This is a genomic window from uncultured Algibacter sp. (genome assembly GCF_963976535.1).
In the GTDB taxonomy this organism is placed as follows: Bacteria; Bacteroidota; Bacteroidia; order Flavobacteriales; family Flavobacteriaceae; genus Algibacter_B.
This window is the reverse complement of sequence record NZ_CAXBLF010000005.1, coordinates 57,665-76,519: the sequence shown is the minus strand read 5'-3', so window position 1 is coordinate 76,519 and position 18,855 is coordinate 57,665. Positions and strand designations below refer to the sequence as shown.

Sequence of the window (18,855 nt, the reverse complement as noted above, 5' to 3'; positions counted from 1 at the left end):
TTTAATTATATTTTGAGTTAGTATTATTCTTTTATTATTAGTATTAACTTCTGCAAATATATGTTCGTAGACATCCTAGGATTATGACATATCTCATGTTTCACAACCTATAAAAGATAAAATTGTCTTTTTTTAATTAATGCTCTAAAAAATCTATTAAATGTTTTCTATATGTGTAGTAATCATTGTGTTCTAAAACCGATTTTCGAGTTCTAGGTCTTTCAAAATCAATATTTAAAATATCACCAATTTTGGCTTTTGGTCCGCTAGTCATCATGACCACTCTGTCTGCTAAAAAAATAGCTTCATCAACATCATGTGTAATCATTACCGCAGTAATTTTTTCTTTATTCCAAATTTCAATTAGAATATCTTGAAGTTCGCCACGTGTTAAAGAATCTAGCATCCCAAAAGGTTCATCCAACAATAATACTTTTGGTTTTATAGCAAACGCTCTGGCAATACCAACACGCTGTTGCATCCCTTGAGATAATTCCGAAGCTCTTTTATGAAAAGAATCTTCCATTCCAACTTTCTGCAAATAGTATTTAGCAATATCATTACGTTGTGCTTTTGTAGCATGCTGAAAAACTTGATTTACGCCCAGCATTACATTCTGTAAAGACGTCATCCAAGGCATTAAACTAGGCGATTGAAAAATTACGCCTCTATCTGGACCTGGGCCTTTAATATGTTTTCCAAGAACCAAAATATTCCCTCCTGAAATCGGATTCAATCCCGCAATCATAGAAAGCATTGTTGTTTTACCACAACCAGAATGACCAATAATGGTCACAAATTCCTCTTTTCGTATTTGAAGATTTAAATCTTCCAGAACTACATAATCTCCTTTTGGTGTTGGATATACTTTCTTAAGGTTTTTCAAATCCAACATCACTTCATTCGAAGGAAAAAGACCATTATCAGTAAAACCACTTGTTGTTTTATTTTCTATTATAGTACTCATATCATTCCTTATTTAAACTGATTCACAAAATCTTTCGGACTCAATTCCGGAAGCACAAATTCTTCTTTTGCTTCCGATTTTCTCTCATCTCCTATATCCATTAAATACTCAATAATGGCATTTCTTGTTTCCTTGAAATTAGCATTATCATTCATTTCTGTTTTATCACGAGGACGATTAATATCAATTTTAAACTCAGGTCCTAAAGTTGCATTTGGCCCTGGACGTAAAGGAATAATACGATCTGCCATATAAATACCTTCATCCACATCGTTAGTAATTAATAAAGCTGTACGCTTATCTTTCCCCCAGATATTTAAAATTTCATCTTGAAGATTACCACGAGTTAAAGCATCCAATGCACCAAGTGGTTCATCCATAATAATCATTTCGGGTTTCATGGCTAAAGCTCTTGCTACTGCAACACGCTGTCGCATTCCACCAGATAATTCTTTCGGACGTTTATTAATAGCGGGCGTTAAACTCACCATCTCCACATAATTGGCAACAATTTCGTTGAGCTCTTTTTTACTTTTCTTAGGAAACGCTTCTTTAACGGCCATGTATACATTTTGTCCTACCGTTAACCATGGTAACAAGGAGTAATTCTGAAAAATCACACCACGCTCATGGCTTGTTCCTTGTACAGGTTCACCCTTAAACAAAACTTCACCTTTTGTAGGTTCTAATAAACCATTAATTAAGTTAACTAAAGTCGTTTTTCCACTTCCCGTAAAGCCTACTATAGCAACAAACTCCCCTTCCTTAATTGATAAATTAATATTCGAAAGCACCTCGGTTTCGTTCTCGCCTTGTCCGTAAGTCTTGTAAATGTTATTTAATTCTAAGTATGCCATTTTTTATTTTTTATTGGGCGTTACCACAAGGGTCGGGCTTTTACTACTCGCTCCCTCCTGCGTCGGGGAGCTCAAACATGCCGTTCAATCCCTAACGCAAGAGCCCCTCCTAACCTCCCCGAAGGGGAGGAACGCTCACTCTTACGTGTTAACCGCAACATTAATTTTTATCGCAAACAAACTCATCTTCGGTCATCAGTCTTCCGTCATTTTTAAATTGCTTCTGTTTTATCAAAAGATATCCAGTTTTGAATCGTTAACATTAATCGGTCTAATAAGAAACCTATAATACCAATTACAAACATGGCAACAATAATTTTTGCATTTGAGTCATTGGCTCCGTTTTGGAATTCTTCCCAAACAAACAAACCTAAACCAGGGCTCTGTGCTAATAATTCAATAGCAATTAACACCATCCACGCTACCGATAAGGTTATCTTCAACCCTGTAAATATTAGCGGTAAAGACGATGGTAATACCACTTTAAATATTTTCTGAAAATTTCCAAGCTTTAACACTTTGGCAACATTAATAAAATCTTTATCTACACTTGACACACCCATTGCCGTATTTACCAAGGTTGCCCACATAGAACATAATCCAACACTTATAAAAGAAATAGTGAAAGAACTGTCCTCATTAGAATCTATTAGTAAAGTCTTCACAATCATAAAAACCAATAAATACCAAACTACTGGAGATACGGGTTTAAAAATCTGAATAAACCAATTAAACGAACTCTTTAAAGTCGGGCTCAATCCAATAAATATTCCTAACGGTACAGCAATAAATAATGCTAATAAAAATCCTGCAAACACCGTTTTTAAACTTCTAATTATTTGATCAACAAATGATGGTCTTCCTGTATACGTTATAGCAGCTTTACCATCTGCAATTCGCTTTTCATTCAAAACAGCAGTTTTTTCAATAAATGCCGCTTTATCTGCACTAATAATGTTATGATCTCTTAGTAAAGATTTGTAAGACCCCCAAACCTGACTAGGTGATGGTAATGTATTTGGTTGACAACTAGGATCTCCAGAAGCCATACATGTACGTAATGCATCGGCAGCTTCTAATCCTTGATCATTAAGTGCCTTTTCTATTTTAAATTCTGCTTCTATGTTATACAAAGACTTTGCGCCCAAGTGCCACAGACCAATAAATAATAGTATGGAAACCAACGGTACGACTATTTTACGTAAAAAGTTTTTAAAATCTTCTTTTTCCAGATTCCCAGTGAATAGGTCCTTTAATGCGCTAAAAAAACCTAGCCCCATAAATTTGGTTACTTTTCCTAATGTTATACTTTGCTTCATCGTACCTTTATTAATTTACTTTACCAATTATTGCACAGCTTTATCCTTGTTACCAATTTTGAAGCTATTTATATATGAAATAGGATCCTTGGCATCGTAAGATGTTCCATCAATAAAATCAGCTGTTGCTGGTTTATAACCATCTGTTGTTGGAATATCACCTGCTGGAATATTTCCTTCTTTCACTAATAGTTTAGCCGCTTTAGTCCAGATATCTGGTCTATATATATCTTTAATCGTATTAGCATACCAATCTGCAGGCTTAGCTTCAGGTATTTGTCCCCATCTACGCATTTGTGTCAAAAACCAAATACCATCAGAATAGAATGGATAGGTTGCATTGTATTTGTAGAATACGTTGAAATCTGGCATATCACGCTTATCTCCTTTTTCAAATTCAAAAGTACCAGTCATAGAGTTTGCTAAAACTGCCTCTGGAGCTCCAACATATTGAGACATTGATAATATTTTTACTGCCTCAGCTCTGTTACTTGGTTCATCTAACCATTTACCCGCTCTAATTAAGGCTTTAGTTACTGCTATAGTTGTGTTTGGATTTTCATCGACAAATTTCTTAGTCATCACAAACACTTTTTCTGGATTATTTTTCCAGATATCATAATTTGTTACCACTGGCACACCAATACCTTTAAAAACAGCTTGCTGATTCCAAGGCTCTCCAACACAGTATCCATGAATAGTTCCAGCTTCAAGTGTTGCTGGCATTTGTGGCGGAGGTGTTACAGATAGTAAAACTTCAGCATCAATTTGCCCTTGAACGTTATCCGCAGTATACATTCCTGGGTGGATGCCTGCAGCAGCTAGCCAATATCTAATTTCGTAGTTATGTGTAGAAACTGGGAATACCATTCCCATTTTAAAAGCTTTACCCGAGTTTTTATATTCAATAATCACTGGTTTTAAAGCATCTGCTTTAATAGGATGTACTGGTTTTCCATCTACGCCAGTTGGTACATTAGGCTTCATTTTAGACCAAACATCGTTTGAAACGGTAATACCATTTCCATTTAAATCCATTGAAAATGGTGTTACTAATTTAGCTTGACGACCAAACCCTGCTCCTGCAGCAATAGGCTGACCTGCCAACATGTGTGATCCATCTAATTGACCATCTATAACACGGTCTAATACATTTTTCCAGTTAGATTGTGCTTCAACAGAAACAAATAAGCCTTCATCTTCAAAGAATCCTTTTTCTTTTGCTATTGCCAAAGGTGCCATATCTGTTAACTTGATAAAACCAAACGTTAATTGTGGTTTTTCAATGTCTAATGTTTTTGTTTTTGATGTTTTAGTAGTTGCATTTTCTGCTAACGTGTTCTTTTTCTCTTTACCACCACAAGCGAATAGCAAAACTGCTACGGGTAAAATCCAAGTTGTTCTTTTTAGTAGAGATTTCATTTTTTTAATGCTTTTAAATTAAACTAAGTATTAATACTTATTCTTGGCAAATATATAAGTAGTCCCACTACTTTTTCATGATTATACCCATATTGAAACCTCTTTTTAAAGCATAATAAAACCTATCAAAAGACAGGTTGACATCATAATAAGCTTTATTTCAATATCTTAACCTTATTAATACACATACGTAGCCATACTTATTTTTACATTAAACGAATTAAAAGAATAAAAATCTTAGCAAGATTGTTCATTTTAATTTTAATGGACTAACCATAGCAGAGAGGTGGTTAGGGATTGTAGTGGAAGTTTTTGGTGAGGCGTGCATCGAGCTAAAACTATAAGCGGAAAGCTCAACCCCAAAGGGCAAAGGGAAACGCCCAAATTATTGTTTTAAAACAACGGTTAAGTATCTAAGAAATAGTTATGCTCGCTGATTTCATTTTTTAGAAGTTGAACATTTGCAATACCAATTTTTTTGCCTTGAGCAGTAATTAATCTTTCTTTTTTGAGGACAGAAAAAATGCGTATTACTTGTTCTTCGGTTGTACCGGCATAATCTGCATATTCTTTTCTGCTAAGTGGTAAATTTATGTAGCCACGAAGGTTGCCAAACTTTCGATGTAAAAATAATAAGGTATCAATGACGCGTTCCCGTACCGTCATTTGAGAAATGGATTTTACTTTGTTTTCACTTTTGTTAAGTTCGTTGGCATAAAATAGCATCATGTTGTAGGCAAACTTAGGGTTTTCTAATAATGCTTCTTGTAAATGTTCTTTTGAGAAATAGTTTAATTCTGTGTCTTGTAATGCGATAGCGCCAATGGAATAGTACTCTTGTGTGCCAAAGCCACGGTGTCCAATAATTTCGCAGGGTTTTGCAAATCTTACAATTTGCTCCCGCCCATTTATACCAGTTCGGAAAACTTTTACAGTACCGTTTTTAATAAAAAATAGACCATTTACTGGAGCGCCTTCAATAATAAATTGCTGACCTTTTTTACATTTAATTACTATATTACTCCGTTGTAGTTTAGAATTAAGAAGAGCCTCAAAATTATTATGAATAAGACAATCTGCACTTTTACAGATATCACAAGATCCATTAAGAGCAGACTTTTGTTCTAAATCATTAAAAGTTGATGATGGACTCATTATGAATTACTTTAATTTCAAAAATAAGTAATAATACTTAATTTTATGCATGTCAGATGTGTTTTTAGGAGTTAGCTAAAATTAAGAACATGAATTTCGAAAATCATAAAATTTGAAGTCATATATTATATGATTTGCATTTAATTAAGTTCAAATCTTTACTTGAATAAAAAATAAAATCAATTCGTTATATTTGTTTGGATATAACGATAATTAATTATGATTTCTATTTCTGACGCCATTTCAACAGTTAAAGAAAAGGGAAACCCTCTTTTAAAAGCAACTACCAAACTTGTTGAAAAGGCTGGTGGATATGTGTTATTTAAAGATATATACTCCCCTATAAACATGCCGCCTTTCAGACAATCTGCTATGGATGGGTATGCTTTGAATTTGCACGATGACTTATCCTATAAGTTGATTGGGGAAGTAAAAGCTGGCGATAGTCATCAACTTGTTTTAAAAAAAGGAGAAGCTGTTAGAATATTTACAGGCGCTCCTGTTCCTGATGCAGCTAATGGAATAATGATACAGGAAAAGGTAAAGTCAGATGGTTCTTTTATTACCATAGAACATCAAATTTCGGTAGAGCATAATATTCGTCCTTTAGGTGAGCAGGTTAAGGCCGGAGACATTGCCTTAAAAAAAGGCACGAAATTAACGCCTGCAGCCATAGGGTATTTAATTTCTCTAGGAATCACAACAGTTTCGGTTTTTAAAAAACCAAGTATAGCCATAGTTACTACGGGGAATGAATTGATTGAGGCGGGACAAGATTTAACCTACGGAAAAATTTACGAGAGTAATTCTAAAATGTTATTAAGTGCGCTATATAGCTTGAAATATTATGATGTGTCCATTCATAAAGTTGAAGACATTTATGATAAAACAGTGGGCACGCTTAATACAGTAATCAATAATAACGATTTAGTGATAATAACGGGCGGTATTTCTGTAGGCGATTACGATTTTGTTGGAAAAGCACTTAAAGAATTAGAAGTTGAAGAACTATTTTATAAAGTAAAACAGAAACCTGGAAAACCTTTATTCTACGGAAAAAAAGGTGACACACAAATTTTTGCATTACCAGGAAATCCTGCTGCTGCCCTATCTTGTTTTTATGTTTACGTCTATATTTCACTTCAAAACATGATGAATCGAGACGATTTAGAATTGCCTCGTATTGAAGCAAAATCTATTTCACATTTTGAAAAGAAAGGAGACAGACCTCAATTTTTAAAAGCCATTTACAATGAAGGAAACGTTGAAATATTGGAAGGGCAAAACTCTTCTATGTTGCAAACCTTTGCGCTTTCTAATGCCTTGGTTTATGCTCCAGAAACGGTTTTAAAAATTGAAAAAGGAGATGCTATTGAAGTTATTTTATTACCTGTTTAAAAGATTATTATGGGATACAAAATAAAAAGTAGAATCTGGATTGAATCTGAAGACAAAGTGCTTCTAGGTGAAGGTCGTGTGCATTTATTAAAAGCTATTCAAGAAATGGGATCACTTTCAAAAGCAGCAAAATCTTTAAATATATCTTATAAAAAAGCATGGCAATTATTAGATTCAGTAAACAAATCTGCAAAAAAACCTGTCACTATAAATAGTATTGGTGGCAAAGGCGGTGGCGGTGCAGAATTAACTGAATACGGAAAATCCTTAGTTATAGCTTTTGATGAAATCAATAAAAATTGCTGGGAGTTTTTAGATAAGCAACTCGAAAAAATTGAAAGCATTTAAATGTTACAAAACGAAAACATATATCTTTTTCTAGCAATTCTGCCTATAGTATCATTTCTATACTCTAGCATTGGGCACGGAGGGGCAAGTGGATATTTGGCATTAATGGCGCTCTTTTCTTTTGCTCCAGAAAGCATGAAACCCACTGCCCTATTATTAAATTTATTTGTTGCCGGTATCGCGTTTTATTACTATTATAAGGAAGGCTATTTTAACAAGAAACTATTTTTAGTGTTCGCTATAGCCTCAGTGCCTTTGGCATTTATTGGTGGTACCATAGAAGTGGATGCTTCGATTTACAAAAAGATTTTGGCCATTTTGCTCATTTTTGCCATTTTAAAAATGCTTAATGTTTTTGGAAAAGAAAATGACCGAACGAAAAAAGTTAAACTGTGGCAAGGACTAGCTATTGGAGCTGTTATTGGATTCTTCTCGGGATTGATTGGTATAGGCGGAGGCATCATATTAACACCAGTTATTTTGTTGTTGCATTGGGGTAATATGAAACAAGCAGCAGCGGTTTCCGCATTATTTATTTGGGTAAATTCTGCAGCAGGTTTAACAGGACAACTTAGCAGTGGTGTGTCAATAGAAAAAGAATCGCTTTTATTAGTAGCCATCGCTTTAACTGGAGGTGTTTTAGGCGGTTATTATGGTAGCAAAAAAATAAACAATAAGAATTTAAGGTACATTTTAGCATTTGTACTCATTATAGCCAGTGCTAAATTATTTTTTATATAATAATGATAGAAAAAAAAGGCATAACGGGAATTATTTTGGCGGGTGGAAAAAGCTCAAGGATGGGAACAGATAAAGGGTTTCTTATTTTAAACGAAAAACCTTTTGTTCAATATAGTGTTGATGCTTTAAAACCATTGGTATTAGAAATTATTATTGTTTCTGATGATTCTAAATATGATGCATTCGGATTAAAACGTGTCAATGACATAACAAAAAATGCTGGTCCTGTGGCTGGAATTTGCGCTGGATTAGAAGCCTCAAAAACGGAGTACAACTTGATTTTAAGTTGCGATATTCCTTTGATTAGTTCTGAAATACTTCAAAAATTAATCAATAATATTGATGATGTTTCTCAAATTATTCAAATAGAAAGTCATGGTAAAAGCATGCCATTAATAGCCATTTATAAGAAAGATGTGATAAGTACTTTTGATGCCTTTTTAAAAAATGATGAAAGGCGTTTGCGAGTTGCTATTAAGAATTGTATATCAAAAAATATAGTTTTAGAAAAAGAACAGGAATTTTCAACCACGAACGTGAATACTCAAAATGAATTAAAAGCCATCGAAAATGCATATAACCATTAAATATTTTGGTCAGATAGCTGAAATCACTCAGAAAGAAGAAGAATCTTTAGAGTTTTCTGGTAGTTTAGTTTCTGATCTAATAGAAACTTTACATTCCAAATATGATACTTTGAAAAACAAGGATTTTCAAGTCGCACAAAATCAAGAATTGATTTCAATTGAAACGGAATTAACTGGTGCAGAAATAGCATTGTTGCCACCTTTTGCAGGAGGATAAATTAACAAAAATAGACCTATCAAGTTTTTAAAACCTGAAAGGTCTGAAAAAATATAAATTCTGTCATTTCGGTCTTAAGGTAGAAATCACAGAATATTTGAAATAAAATATTATTGAGATATCTCAATAGTGTCTCATTTCGATATGCAAATGAGAACGTTTAAAAATTAAAATATAATTTGGTAGGAAGAGATTCCTGCCTTCGTAGGAATGACAGATAGATACAACAGACATATCATATTATCAGAAATAGGTCAAGCTGGGCAAAACAAAATTTCTAGTGCCAAAGTATTAGTCATTGGTGCTGGTGGTTTAGGCTGTCCTGTTTTACAATATCTTACTGCTGCTGGTGTTGGAACTATTGGTATTGTAGATTTTGATGTTGTTGAATTATCAAATTTACAACGTCAAGTTCTTTTTGGAAATTCTTCTTTAGGAAAAAATAAAGCAATTGCCGCTAAAACACGTTTAGAGGATTTAAATGAAGAAATTTCTATTGTAGCTTATCCTGAAAAGTTGACTCATAAAAATGCTGCCAATTTGTTTATTGAATATGATATTATAGTTGATGGAACCGATAATTTTGAGACACGCTACTTGGTTAACGATGCTTGTATTATCACAAGTAAACCTCTAGTTTTTGGAGCCATTTATAAATTTGAAGGTCAAGTTTCTGTTTTTAATTATAATAACGGACCGAGTTATCGGTGTTTGTTTCCCAATCCACCAGAAAAAGGAAGTGTTCCAAATTGCTCAGAAATTGGTGTTTTAGGTGTACTTCCAGGAATTATTGGTAGTATGCAAGCAAATGAAGTTTTGAAAATAATATTAGAGCTTGGAAATACACTTTCTGGGAAATTATTATGTTACAATGCTTTAACACTTCATAATTCAATATTGAAAATTAATAGAAAAGAAGAAACGATTCAATCTGTTCTAAAGGATAAAGAAGACTTTCATAAAAAGGAAATAGATTTTAATTGTGAAATTGAAGTAACAACTGTTTCAATTGAAGCTCTTCTATCTGAAAAAAACATACAGTTTATTGATGTTAGAGAAGCTCATCAACAACCAAAAATTGAAGATTTACCCATTACATATATTCCTTTAAGTGAATTGAAGCATAGTTTAGATAAAATAGAAACAACAAAACAAAAAGCTGTTTTTTGTCAATCAGGAATTCGAAGTAAACACGCTGTAAGTTTGCTACAAGACTTAAATGTAACGAATTGCTTCAGTATTATCGAAGGTACTTCAGAAATAAAAAACATATTATCAAATAGACCTGTCAGGTTTTTAAAACCTGACAGGTCTGAAAACTTATAAAACAATGACAAATAAAAAACCAAAAAACGTATTCCAACAAGGTGCTATATCTTCAGAATTTATTGGAAAATCCATATATAAACATCAAACGAAAACAAGCATTGGTGCGCATAACATTTTTTTAGGTCAAGTAAGAGCTGATGAAATTGATGGTAAAACAGTTTCGGCTATTGAATATACGGCTTATGAAGATATGGCGAACCAGAAATTTTATGAAATTCGTGAGGCTGCTTTTCAAAAGTTTGACCTCACCTGTATGCACATTTATCATAGCTTAGGAACTGTAAAAGTAGGTGAAATATGCTTATTTGTATTTGTTTCCTCACCAAGACGCAAAGTTGTTTTTGAAGCTTTGGAATATATTGTTGAAGCTATAAAAGCAGATGTTCCTGTATTTGGAAAGGAAATATTTGAAGATGAATCCCATCAATGGAAAATAAACTCTTAAAATGTATTTTGTTTCGCTGTTTGTCGCTAAGTCGGAAACACCTAAACAACAAACAACTAAACAACGAACAACAAAATGGTCGATATCACAAATAAAGTAACCACACTAAGAACCGCAGTAGCTCAGGCCATTGTAAAAGTGAGCAAACCCGAAACTATAGCTGCTATAGAAAATGATACTGTTCCAAAAGGAAATGTATTCGCTATGAGTAAAGCGGCTGGTTTATTGGGAGTAAAACGTACACCAGATATTTTACCAGACTGCCACCCCTTACCTATCGAATTTACAGGTATTGAATATGAAGTTAACGGACTTGAAATAAAAGTACTATTCACCGTAAAAACCATTTATAAAACGGGAGTTGAAGTTGAAGCCATGCATGGCGCTAGTGTTGTGGCTTTAAATATGTACGACATGCTAAAACCTATAGACAAAGGCATAGAAATTCATGCCATTAAACTAGTAAATAAAAAAGGTGGAAAATCTGATTATAAAGATAAATTCAGAAAAGATTTAACTGCCACGGTTATTGTATGTTCAGATTCTATATCTGCAGGACACAAAGAAGATAAAGCAGGAAAAGCGATTATAGAAAAACTAGAATCTTGTGATGTTAAAATATCAGATTACATTATTATTCCAGATGAAAAAGAGGTGATTCAAGAAAAAGCTAAAGCTTACCAAGAACAAGGTATTGATTTAATAATTTACACTGGCGGTACAGGACTTTCAGGACGTGACGTTACGCCTGAAGCTTTGATACCTATTCTGGATAGACGAATCCCTGGTATTGAAGAAGCCATTCGGAATTACGGACAAGACCGTATGCCTTATGCGATGCTTTCAAGAAGTATAGCAGGAACGATAAATAACACATTGGTTTTGGCTTTACCAGGTTCAACAAACGGCGCAAAAGAATCTATGGATGCTATATTCCCATCAGTATTACATATTTTTAGAATTTTAAAAGGGGCGAGACACGATTAATTCCCACCCGAAATTGCAAAATAGCAATTTCGAGCTTCCCAAAAGAGAGGTGTAATTAGTCACTAACCTGCCTACCGGCAGACAGGGAGGGAAAGTTAAAAGAATCTAGACCTACCAGGTTTTAAAAACCTGACAGGACTGAATCAAAAAAACTAAATGACGAATAATAAAAGCATACTACAAGACACCCACGATAGAGACCACACTTATCTCCGTATTTCATTGATTGAGCGTTGTAACTTACGATGCACTTATTGTATGCCAGAAGACGGTGTGAAATTATCTCCAAAAAGTCATTTAATGACCTATGAAGAAATCTATGATATCGCTAAAACATTTGTGGAGAATGGGGTTACAAAAATTAGATTGACAGGTGGAGAACCCTTAATTAGAAAGGATATTCCAATCATATTAGAAAAATTAGCAACACTCCCTGTAGAGTTATCTATAAGCTCTAACGCTGTTATTATTGACAAATTTATTGATGTTTTAAAAGCCAATGGGGTCAACAAAATTAATGTGAGTTTAGACTCTTTAGACGAAGGTAAATTTAAACACATCACAAGAAGACATGAGTTTAAAAAGGTTTACAATAACATATTATTACTTGTTAAAGAAGGTTTTGAAGTAAAAGTGAATGCGGTGTTAATGAAAGATTTTAATGATAATGAAATTATAGATTTCATTCACTTTACCAAAGATTTACCAATTTCTGTGCGCTTCATAGAATTCATGCCTTTTGATGGCAACAAATGGGATATGGGTAAAATGGTATCCTACGCTGAAGTCATGAAATATGTTAATGATTTCTTTCCTGAGGATCGTGTTGAACGTTTACAAGATGCACCAAACGACACGTCTAAAAACTACAAAATTAAAGGGTATAAAGGTAGTTTCGCTATTATTAGCTCCGTTACCAATCCGTTTTGCGATTCTTGTAATAGATTGCGTTTAACAGCAAATGGTCAACTAAAAAACTGTTTATTTTCATCTGGAGAATCTGATTTATTGACGACACTTCGCTCTGGAAAATCCATAGAGCCAATTATTCAAAAAGCAGTAAAAGCCAAATTAAAAGTGCGCGGTGGCATGGATACTTTAAAAAAACTACAAGAACCAAAATTGCATAACAATAATAGAAGTATGATTACTATAGGAGGATAAATGAAATATGTTTATTCGTGGATTTGTATAATATCTAGCTATCTATAAAACTACACCTTTTCAATTTAGGCACTATTAAGCCAAAATTTTTTCAAATTGGTGCTGTTTAAAAACATCTTATTAACTGTTAGGTTTAAGCAAATCAAAACTTAAAATTTCATCCTTATAATCTACAGAAATCTCATTTCTCAGTACATTTTCTGGTAATTGAAATGTTCTTTTAAAATAGGCCGAAGCATAACAATAGGAATGTCTTTTGGTTTTAATTCCATCTTTTTCATGAACTTCATTCTTTTTACTTCTCTCTGTTGTTACTACTAAATCATTGTTACTAACGTAAAAATTAAAGTCCTCTTTTATATATCCGGGTATTTTTAATTCATAATGGAAACTAGAGTCGGTTTCTATAATTTTTAAATCAGATGGATTTGTGATTTTATCTAAATAACGATCGGAAATATTTGAGTTCAATTTGCCTCGAAACCCATAAGCGTGGGCTTTATTTGGATTTTTTTTTGTTTTAATTGGTGACATGGGGTCTATGATTTTTATTAAAAATTTAACTTGAGAGTACTACACAAAAGGAAAAACCTTGAAAAGATCAAAAAAAGATATCTATTATTTGACTAATAGACTGTTATAAATTTACACCAAATTTCAGATATAACCAATTAGTTTTCAATTGTTTTAAAAAACTTAATAAAACTTTAACTTAACAAAACAGTAAATTAATTTAATACATTTTGAATGCTCAATTTCTAATAAAACCCACATGATATTAAACAAGAAAACGATTAAACATTTAAACACCATAAAAATGACCTATTAAGTTTACACGAGCCTGTTTTGTTTTAGCCCTAATAGAAACCTTTCGACTACGCTCAGGACAGGCTCATCCTTTTTTGAGGCGCGAGAAAAAGATATAGTGGATAGCAGGTATCAGCTCCAAAAATAAAATCTAATTATGTTTTACCAAGACCTTCTTTGTGAAACTACTTTTTGGTGCTTCACAAATTGAACATTCATATGTGTCTAGCAAACTTTCAAAAGTGGTGTTTGGAGCGATATTTTGAGTATTATCACCGTAAACTTCATTGTAAATAGTTAAGCAATCGGAACATTGATACACGTCTTCTTCTACCACTAATTTTGTAATGGCTTCAACGTTTTCGTCTTCTCGCTCCGTACCTAATTCTTCAAAATATAATTGACTCAATTCCATTAATAGTCCAGGCAACTCCACCATATCTACATCTTGCACGTGCATAATGTATTGGCGTGTATTTGGGTCGAAGTTTTTGGCATAAAGCAAATTATAAGTATCTCTTATTTTAAAGTGACCAAGTGCTTCTGGCATTTTATTCTTCTCTATGACTATGGATGTGAAATTGTAAGTATCGCTGTTATGATTGGTTATACCAAAGGTTAATCCGTATGTACTAATATCATTCTGGTCGAAATTAGTGACCAAATATTTTTTTAGGTTTAAGGCGTCCTTGTCGTTTACAGGCAGATGCCAATTCATTTCCAACATAGAATGGCGCACATTAATACCAAATTTACCTAATAATTTTTCCCATTTTAATTTTGAATGCAATGGAATTCCTTTTACAATAAATGATTTCCATGGTGTAATGGATATTTTACCAATTTTATTTTCTGAGCACAAATCGCACATGGCTTTTAAAAATGGGATATCGTATCTATTATTTCTCCAATATAAACCTAACCAATAACGATCAGGACCAATTCTATTCATCCCTTCGTAATAGGGAAACGGATAAAAAGTAACTTGTAATGGCTTATCTACCGTTCTGTTATTTGTATCAATGGCATCACTTACCAAATCAAATATCATTTCTATAGTTTCTGGTTCTTCTATCAAAATATTTTCAATAGCCAATTCAATTTTACCCATATCCCAACTATATATAAGTGCGGGATACATCTTTGTTTTTTTCCAACCTGGAAGTCTCAAATATAAATACCAATAATCTTCGTGCTCGGAAGCAATAAAATTAACGTTTCCAGTAAATAAAGGAACCAAGCGCTGTTTGGGGTCTATAACATTTATACGCAACTTTGGGTTGTGCTTAAACTGCTCTAAAACATATAAATAACGGTCGCTTGTAAGCCATGAGGTGCTCGGTAAAATTTCAGCAGACACATAAGATGATGCTATGTTTTCGACACCATCTTGTTTTGGTCTTACAAATTGAATTTTATCAAACTGGCTAAATTTAGTTTCATCAATTTCTTCAGGAAAAATAATATCTTGACGAGATCCAAAAGATATAGCATCCAACCCCAAATACTCAGCGGCTTCACAAATGTATTTTAATTCTCCAGGTGATAAAACACCGCCGTTAATCATTAATCTATATGGTTCTGTCATTACGCTAAAACTTTAGAATTGTGAAGTATTTCTCTAACTTCAGTTTTACAACTACCACATCCTAAACCTGCTCCTGTTTTATTGCAAAGTTTAGTAAAATCGGTACAGCCTTGAGCAATGGCTTCTTCAATATTGCCTTCACCAACTTGACTACATGAACATACTAATTTCCCTAAAACAGGCACATCATTTGATGACCCTCTGAGTAAAGTATTACGCTTATCAGCCATTTCAATTTTACTTTCAATCATGGTTTTAAATTCGGCAAATTCATTTTTATCGCCCATTAAAACAACTCCAACTAATAAATCATCCTTTACAATACACTTTTTGTAATACCGTTTTTTAATATCTGTAAAGATGATTTCCTCATAGCTATCGTCATTTTCAAGAACATTGATCTCACCAATACTACAAAGGCTTAAATCGTTGAACTTTAGAATATTCATTAATACGGAGCCGTTGTACGAACAGCTAATATCTCCGGCAATAAAGTTTGCCAAAATAGTGGCTTGCTCTTCTGCCGCAGATGTAATCCCGAATAATTGATTGTTATACTCCGCTATTTCTCCAATGGCAAAAATATCTGGGTGCGACGATTGTAAATGCTGATTCACCTTAACGCCTCGACTACAGGAAATATCGTTTTCTCTTGCTATTTCTATATTTGGAATCGTGCCTATGGCATAGACAATAGCATTGGCCGTTATAAGCTTTCCACTTTTTAATGTGATGTTTAATTCGCCTGAATCATCATCATCAAACACCGTACTCACTTCATTATCAAAGTAAATTTGAATGCCACGTTCTTGAACATCTAAGGCTAATAGTTTACTCGAAACTTTATCTAACTGACGCTCCATTAAACGCGAGGCACGTTGCACAATGGTTATTTTAGTGTTTTTATGCTTCATGGCTGCGGCCAATTCTAAACCAAGCAATCCGCCACCTACAATTACCACATGTTGTTCTTCTGGAGGCAATCCTGTAGCAACTAAGTAGGCTTTAAAACTATCAGCATCTCTTTTGTTCCGCATGGTAAATCGTCCGGGTAAATCTATTTGAACATCTTTAGGAATAAATGCACGACTACCTGTGGCTAAAATCAATTTATCAAACGTATGTTTCTCGTTTTGGTTATCGGTAACAACTTTATTTTCTTTATCTATTTTTGAAATATATGTTTCTGGGTGAACATTAATATTGAGCTTATTTAGTTCTTTTTCTTTAATTTTAAGCAGCTGTTTCCATGTTAATTTTTCTGTTACATACTCAGGCAGTAAAACCCTATTATAGAACAAGTTAGGTTCTTTTGAAAACACATGAATTTCATCAACTTCATTATGTTCACGATAATTCTGAACAAATCTAAAAGACGCTGCACCTGCACCAGCAATGATGATTTTTTCTATTGGTTTTTTATATTTTGAAACTGAAACTCGCGTGAATTTAAAATCGGGTTCTTTCGAAATTGGGTCAACAAGAGTATTGGTTAAATTATTGGCTCTATTCAAATCACTCTGCAATTGTTTACCCCAATGCATTGGCAAAAACACAACACCTTTTTTTATAGTATCGGTTATTTTAGCTCGTACTCTAACCACACCATTTTCACTTTTAATTTCTGTTATATCGTTGTTTTTAACCTTATTTAAATAAGCGTCAACAGGATGGATTTCTAAAACGGGAATTGGATAGTAGGTTTTTAATCTGGACACCTTTCCAGTTTTTGTCATGGTGTGCCATTGGTCGCGAACACGTCCTGTAGTTAAAATAAGAGGGAAATCTTCATTCGGTTTAGCCGAGGTATTTTCAATGGTGCTTGGTAAATTAAACTGTGCTTTTTGAGACGATGTGTAAAACTTTTTATCTTCAAAAAGTCTTGGTGTTCCAGGATGTCTATACTTTGGTACAGGCCATTGAAAAGTACCTTCGTTTTTTAATCTATCATAATTTAAAAAAGACACATCAATGTTTGTCCCTTTTGTCATTGATGCATACTCATCATAGATTTCTTCCGAAGAATTAAAATTAAATCCTCTGAAACCCATTCGCTGTGCAAAATCACAGAAAATTTCAACATCTGGTCTTGCTTCTCCGGGCGCATCAATTACTTTCGGTAAATATGAAATACGACGTTCAGAATTCGTCATGGTTCCCTCCTTCTCTAACCATCCTGCTGCTGGTAATACCAAATCTGCAAAAGCGACCGTATCAGATTTATGCGAAATCTCTTGAACCACAACAAACTTTGCGTTTTGCATAGCTTTTTCAACCCGATGAATATTAGGTAAACTAACAAGTGGATTGGTACAAGCTATCCAAACTGCTTTTAGTTTTCCGCTTTCAAGAGCATCAAACATTTCGGTAGCCGTTAATCCTGGTTTCGGATTTATTTTATCGACTCCCCAAAACTGAGCAACTTCACGACGATGTTCTTCGTTACCTAAATCCTTATGAACCGCCAATAAATTCGCCATACCTCCTACTTCACGTCCGCCCATAGCATTGGGTTGTCCCGTTAAAGAAAAGGGACCAGCACCTGGTTTTCCAACCTGACCCGTAATTAGCGACAAATTTAAAAGTGACACATTTTTATCCGTACCAACAACACTTTGGTTAAGCCCCATGGCCCACATACTTATAAAGCCCTTTGAAAGCCCTATAGTATCAGCTGCTTTTTGAATATCTCTTTCTGGTACACCACATAATTTTGATGCTTGTTTTAAAGACGTTTTAAAAATTAAGTCTTTATAGTTTTCAAAACCTTCGGTGTGATTGTTTATAAAATCTTCGTCAATCAATCCCCTTTTATAAAGGCATCTTCCAATGGCATTATAGAGAATGATATCCGTTCCTGGTAGTAATTGTAAATGTATATCTGCAAAATTAGCAGTATCTGTTTTTCTTGGGTCAATCACTATGACTTTAACATCTGGATTTTCCTCTTTACGATTTTCTATACGTCTAAACAAAATAGGATGACACCACGCTGGATTTGCTCCAGTAATTAAAAATGTGTCTGCTAATTCTATATCTTCATACGAAATAGGCACACTATCTTCTCCAAAGGTTTTCTTATAACCCACAACTGCAGAACTCATACATAATCGCGAATTGGTATCAATGTTATTTGTACCTATAAATCCTTTGGCTAATTTATTAGCAATGTAATATTCCTCAGTTAAACTCTGACCAGACACATAGAACGCCACACTATCTGGACCATGTTTTTTAATGATGGATTTAAAAACGTTCGATGCTCTATCTAAAGCATCATCCCAACTAACGCGCTCCCTTGGATGTGAACGGCTCCAACGCATTTCTGGATATAGAATTCTATCGGTAATATCATTCGCTACATAATGCAAATTCATCCCTTTAGAACACAGCATACCTTTGTTAACCGGGTGGTCTTTATCGCCTTCAACAAAAACGGTATTATTACTATCCTTTTTAACAATAATACCACAGCCTACACCACAATATGAACACGTTGTTTTTACTTCGCTTTTTAACATTTA

General features: G+C 33.8%; 17 protein-coding genes. 9 read left to right on the top strand and 8 right to left on the bottom strand.

The features are described 5' to 3' along the window. Positions 1–136: 136 nt before the first annotated feature. From AAC024_RS03015 to AAC024_RS02995, 5 genes are all read right to left on the bottom strand, one after another. Positions 137–967 (bottom strand): ABC transporter ATP-binding protein, encoded by an 831-nt coding sequence (locus AAC024_RS03015; RefSeq protein ID WP_339893703.1) that lies wholly within the window; start codon positions 965–967, stop codon positions 137–139. A gap of 8 nt (positions 968–975) precedes the next feature. Next, complete coding sequence (locus AAC024_RS03010; protein WP_339893702.1) at positions 976–1,824, bottom strand: ABC transporter ATP-binding protein; 849 nt, start codon at positions 1,822–1,824, stop codon at positions 976–978. Positions 1,825–2,036: 212 nt separating this feature from the next. After that, positions 2,037–3,143 carry an ABC transporter permease gene (locus AAC024_RS03005; RefSeq protein WP_339893701.1) on the bottom strand — a complete coding sequence of 369 codons (1,107 nt, stop codon included), beginning with the start codon at positions 3,141–3,143 and terminating at the stop codon, positions 2,037–2,039. Positions 3,144–3,170: 27 nt separating this feature from the next. Next, complete coding sequence (locus tag AAC024_RS03000) at positions 3,171–4,565, bottom strand: CmpA/NrtA family ABC transporter substrate-binding protein (RefSeq protein ID WP_339893700.1); 1,395 nt, start codon at positions 4,563–4,565, stop codon at positions 3,171–3,173. A gap of 405 nt (positions 4,566–4,970) precedes the next feature. After that, complete coding sequence (locus AAC024_RS02995) at positions 4,971–5,720, bottom strand: Crp/Fnr family transcriptional regulator (RefSeq protein ID WP_339893699.1); 750 nt, start codon at positions 5,718–5,720, stop codon at positions 4,971–4,973. 219 nt (positions 5,721–5,939) lie between these two features. Here AAC024_RS02995 and AAC024_RS02990 point away from each other — a divergent pair, with 219 nt between their 5' ends. From AAC024_RS02990 to moaA, 9 genes are all read left to right on the top strand, one after another. Then, entirely contained in the window at positions 5,940–7,118 is a 1,179-nt protein-coding gene (locus AAC024_RS02990; RefSeq protein WP_339893698.1) for a molybdopterin molybdotransferase MoeA, read from the top strand. A 9-nt stretch (positions 7,119–7,127) separates the two neighbouring features. Next, positions 7,128–7,466 (top strand): molybdenum transporter, encoded by a 339-nt coding sequence (locus tag AAC024_RS02985; protein WP_339893697.1) that lies wholly within the window; start codon positions 7,128–7,130, stop codon positions 7,464–7,466. Beyond that, complete coding sequence (locus tag AAC024_RS02980; RefSeq protein ID WP_339893696.1) at positions 7,467–8,207, top strand: sulfite exporter TauE/SafE family protein; 741 nt, start codon at positions 7,467–7,469, stop codon at positions 8,205–8,207. Between the two features lie 2 nt (positions 8,208–8,209). Further along, positions 8,210–8,794: a molybdenum cofactor guanylyltransferase gene (locus tag AAC024_RS02975; RefSeq protein WP_339893695.1), complete on the top strand. Its 585-nt coding sequence runs from the start codon at positions 8,210–8,212 to the stop codon at positions 8,792–8,794. Beyond that, a complete protein-coding gene (locus AAC024_RS02970; protein ID WP_339893694.1) occupies positions 8,778–9,011 on the top strand; it encodes a MoaD/ThiS family protein in 234 nt (77 codons plus the stop codon). The genes AAC024_RS02975 and AAC024_RS02970 overlap by 17 nt, the downstream gene beginning before the upstream one ends. 210 nt (positions 9,012–9,221) lie before the next feature. Continuing rightward, positions 9,222–10,337 (top strand): molybdopterin-synthase adenylyltransferase MoeB, encoded by a 1,116-nt coding sequence (gene moeB / locus AAC024_RS02965; RefSeq protein ID WP_339893693.1) that lies wholly within the window; start codon positions 9,222–9,224, stop codon positions 10,335–10,337. Positions 10,338–10,341: 4 nt separating this feature from the next. Further along, a complete protein-coding gene (locus tag AAC024_RS02960) occupies positions 10,342–10,785 on the top strand; it encodes a molybdenum cofactor biosynthesis protein MoaE (protein WP_339893692.1) in 444 nt (147 codons plus the stop codon). Between the two features lie 75 nt (positions 10,786–10,860). Then, a complete protein-coding gene (gene moaCB, locus AAC024_RS02955; protein WP_339893691.1) occupies positions 10,861–11,772 on the top strand; it encodes a bifunctional molybdenum cofactor biosynthesis protein MoaC/MoaB in 912 nt (303 codons plus the stop codon). A 156-nt stretch (positions 11,773–11,928) separates the two neighbouring features. Next, on the top strand, positions 11,929–12,936 hold the full coding sequence (moaA, locus tag AAC024_RS02950; RefSeq protein ID WP_339893690.1) for a GTP 3',8-cyclase MoaA: 1,008 nt from the start codon (positions 11,929–11,931) through the stop codon (positions 12,934–12,936). Between the two features lie 120 nt (positions 12,937–13,056). Here the strand turns inward: moaA and AAC024_RS02945 are convergent, their stop codons facing one another. The 3 genes from AAC024_RS02945 to AAC024_RS02935 all read right to left on the bottom strand — a co-directional run bounded on the left by AAC024_RS02945 (position 13,057) and on the right by AAC024_RS02935 (position 18,852). Beyond that, positions 13,057–13,470, bottom strand: a complete 414-nt coding sequence (locus tag AAC024_RS02945; protein ID WP_339893689.1) for an Hsp20/alpha crystallin family protein — start codon at positions 13,468–13,470, stop codon at positions 13,057–13,059. Between the two features lie 424 nt (positions 13,471–13,894). Next, a complete protein-coding gene (locus AAC024_RS02940; RefSeq protein WP_339893688.1) occupies positions 13,895–15,331 on the bottom strand; it encodes a rubredoxin in 1,437 nt (478 codons plus the stop codon). Beyond that, positions 15,331–18,852, bottom strand: coding sequence for a molybdopterin-dependent oxidoreductase (locus tag AAC024_RS02935; RefSeq protein ID WP_339893687.1), 3,522 nt, complete (start codon positions 18,850–18,852; stop codon positions 15,331–15,333). The genes AAC024_RS02940 and AAC024_RS02935 overlap by 1 nt, the downstream gene beginning before the upstream one ends. Between the last annotated feature and the right edge of the window lie 3 nt (positions 18,853–18,855).

Excerpts from the sequence above, each read along its gene's own strand:
- AAC024_RS03015 (WP_339893703.1), bottom strand. The coding sequence starts at position 967 with ATGAGTACTATAATAGAAAATAAAACAACAAGTGGTTTTACTGATAAT.
- AAC024_RS03010 (WP_339893702.1), bottom strand. The coding sequence starts at position 1,824 with ATGGCATACTTAGAATTAAATAACATTTACAAGACTTACGGACAAGGC.
- AAC024_RS03005 (WP_339893701.1), bottom strand. The coding sequence starts at position 3,143 with ATGAAGCAAAGTATAACATTAGGAAAAGTAACCAAATTTATGGGGCTA.
- AAC024_RS03000 (WP_339893700.1), bottom strand. The coding sequence starts at position 4,565 with ATGAAATCTCTACTAAAAAGAACAACTTGGATTTTACCCGTAGCAGTT.
- AAC024_RS02995 (WP_339893699.1), bottom strand. The coding sequence starts at position 5,720 with ATGAGTCCATCATCAACTTTTAATGATTTAGAACAAAAGTCTGCTCTT.
- AAC024_RS02990 (WP_339893698.1), top strand. The coding sequence starts at position 5,940 with ATGATTTCTATTTCTGACGCCATTTCAACAGTTAAAGAAAAGGGAAAC.
- AAC024_RS02985 (WP_339893697.1), top strand. The coding sequence starts at position 7,128 with ATGGGATACAAAATAAAAAGTAGAATCTGGATTGAATCTGAAGACAAA.
- AAC024_RS02980 (WP_339893696.1), top strand. The coding sequence starts at position 7,467 with ATGTTACAAAACGAAAACATATATCTTTTTCTAGCAATTCTGCCTATA.
- AAC024_RS02975 (WP_339893695.1), top strand. The coding sequence starts at position 8,210 with ATGATAGAAAAAAAAGGCATAACGGGAATTATTTTGGCGGGTGGAAAA.
- AAC024_RS02970 (WP_339893694.1), top strand. The coding sequence starts at position 8,778 with ATGCATATAACCATTAAATATTTTGGTCAGATAGCTGAAATCACTCAG.
- moeB (WP_339893693.1), top strand. The coding sequence starts at position 9,222 with ATGACAGATAGATACAACAGACATATCATATTATCAGAAATAGGTCAA.
- AAC024_RS02960 (WP_339893692.1), top strand. The coding sequence starts at position 10,342 with ATGACAAATAAAAAACCAAAAAACGTATTCCAACAAGGTGCTATATCT.
- moaCB (WP_339893691.1), top strand. The coding sequence starts at position 10,861 with ATGGTCGATATCACAAATAAAGTAACCACACTAAGAACCGCAGTAGCT.
- moaA (WP_339893690.1), top strand. The coding sequence starts at position 11,929 with ATGACGAATAATAAAAGCATACTACAAGACACCCACGATAGAGACCAC.
- AAC024_RS02945 (WP_339893689.1), bottom strand. The coding sequence starts at position 13,470 with ATGTCACCAATTAAAACAAAAAAAAATCCAAATAAAGCCCACGCTTAT.
- AAC024_RS02940 (WP_339893688.1), bottom strand. The coding sequence starts at position 15,331 with ATGACAGAACCATATAGATTAATGATTAACGGCGGTGTTTTATCACCT.
- AAC024_RS02935 (WP_339893687.1), bottom strand. The coding sequence starts at position 18,852 with ATGTTAAAAAGCGAAGTAAAAACAACGTGTTCATATTGTGGTGTAGGC.